Below are 2,289 nucleotides of genomic sequence, written 5' to 3' on the forward strand. Positions count from 1 at the left end.
GGCCGAGGGTGTTGGTGTGGTGTTGGTGGAGCGGTTGTCGGTGGCGCGGCGGTTGGGTCATGTGGTTTTGGGTGTGGTTCGGGGTTGTGCGGTGAATCAGGATGGTGCGTCGAATGGGTTGACGGCGCCGAGTGGTTTGTCGCAGGAGCGGGTGATTGGTCGGGCGTTGGGTGTTGCGGGTTTGGTGTCGGGTGATGTGGATGTGGTGGAGGGGCATGGGACGGGGACGGTGTTGGGGGATCCGATTGAGGTTGGGGCGTTGTTGGGGACGTATGGGCGTGGTCGGGGTTCGGTTGGGCCGTTGTTGTTGGGGTCGTTGAAGTCGAATATTGGTCATGCGCAGGCGGCGGCGGGTGTTGCTGGTGTGATCAAGATGGTGTTGGCGATGCGGTATGGGGTGGTGCCGGGGTCGTTGCATGTGTCGGTGCCGTCGGGGAAGGTTGATTGGTCGGTTGGTGGGGTTGAGGTGGTGACGGGGGCGCGGGAGTGGCCGGATTATGGTCGGCCGCGGCGGTGTGGTGTGTCGTCGTTTGGGGTGAGTGGGACGAATGCGCATGTGATTTTGGAGCAGGCGCCGCCCGAAATTTCTGCCGAGATTCCCGGCGCTGAGATTCCTGTGGTTTCTGGTGGTTCGTTGGGTGGGGTGGTGCCGTGGGTGTTGTCGGCGCGTTCTGAGGGTGCGTTGGGTGTGTTGGCGGGTCGGGTGGGGGATTGGTTGACTGATCTGGCCGATCTGAATGACACCAGGACTGATACCGGTAATGACATCGGTAATGAGGTTGATTCTGTTGGTGTGGGGGTTGGGTTGTTGGGTCGTGCGGTGTGGGAGCGGCGTGCGGTGGTGGTGGTGTCGGAGGGTGGTTTTGGTGCGGGTGTTGATGCGGTGCGGGGTTTTGCGGGTGAGGTGAGTTCCGGCGATCTTGACGGTTTTGCTGGTTCTGGTTCTGGTTCTGGTTCTGGTTCTGGTTTTGGTGTGGTGTCGGGTGTTGTGGGGGGTGTGGGGAAGACGGTTTTTGTGTTTCCTGGGCAGGGGGCTCAGTGGGTGGGGATGGGGGCGGAGTTGTTGGGGTCGGCTCCGGTGTTTGGGGAGTGTTTGGTGCGGTGTTCTGGGGTGTTGGAGTCGTTGGTGGGGTGGTCTGTTGTTGATGTGGTGCGGGGGGTGTCGGGTGCGCCGTCGTTGGATCGGGTGGATGTGGTGCAGCCGGTGTCGTTTGCGGTGATGGTGTCGTTGGCGGCGTTGTGGCGGGCGCATGGTGTGGTGCCGGATGCGGTGGTGGGGCATTCGCAGGGGGAGATTGCGGCGGCGTGTGTGGCGGGGGCGTTGTCGGTGGAGGATGCGGCGCGGGTGGTGGCGTTGCGTAGTGGGGTGATTGGGGATCGGCTTGCTGGTCGGGGTGGGATGGTGTCGTTGGCGGTGCCGGTTGATGGGGTGGATCGGTGGTTGGGGTCGGGGGTGGAGTTGGCGGCGGTGAATGGTCCGTCGTCGGTGGTGGTGGCGGGAGAGCCGGCCGCGTTGGATCGGTTGGTGGTCGAGTGTGAGCGGGAGGGGGTGCGGGCGCGTCGGGTTGCGGTGGATTACGCGTCGCATACCTCGCAGGTGGGGTCGGTGCGGGAGGAGTTGGTGGCTGCGCTGGACGGGTTGAGTGCGGTGGCGCCGCGGGTGCCGTGGTTGTCCACGGTGACCGGTGAGTGGGTTACCGAGCCGCCCACGGCGCGGTATTGGTATCGCAATCTGGCCCAGCCGGTGCGGTTCGCCGAGGCCACCGCCACCCTGCTCGATCAGGGTCACACCGTGTTCGTCGAGACCAGTCCGCATCCCGTGCTGACCGCCAGCATCCAGGACACCGCCACCAACCACACCAGTTCGGGCGAGGCTGGTTCGGATCAAACGGGTGGGGTGGTGGTCACCGGCACCCTGCGCCGCGATGACGGCAGCCCGGAACGATTCCTGCACTCCCTGGCCCACCTGTGGACCCACGGCGTCACCGTGGACTTCACCCCCACCCTGCCCACCCACACCGTCACCAACACCAGGGTCACCCCACCGGCCAACCAACCCACCTACCCCTTCCAACACCACACCCGCTACTGGCTCACCCCCACCCCCCACACCAACCTCACCAACACCGGCCTCACCAACACCAACCACCCCCTCCTCCCCGCCACCCTCCACCTCCCCGACACCCACCACCAACTCCACACCGGACAACTCACCACCACCAACCACCCCTGGCTCACCCACCACACCATCAACAACACCACCCTCCTCCCCGGCACCGCACTCATCGA

The 2,289-nt window shown here is 64.8% G+C and carries 1 protein-coding gene; it reads left to right on the forward strand.

Going from position 1 to position 2,289, the window contains the following annotated elements; genetic code table 11:
• The coding region (locus EV193_RS33015) for a type I polyketide synthase (protein ID WP_130348903.1) at positions 1 to 2,289 on the forward strand (2,289 nt) is incomplete at both ends.

This window comes from Herbihabitans rhizosphaerae (assembly GCF_004216555.1).
Classification (GTDB): Bacteria; Actinomycetota; Actinomycetes; order Mycobacteriales; family Pseudonocardiaceae; genus Herbihabitans; species Herbihabitans rhizosphaerae.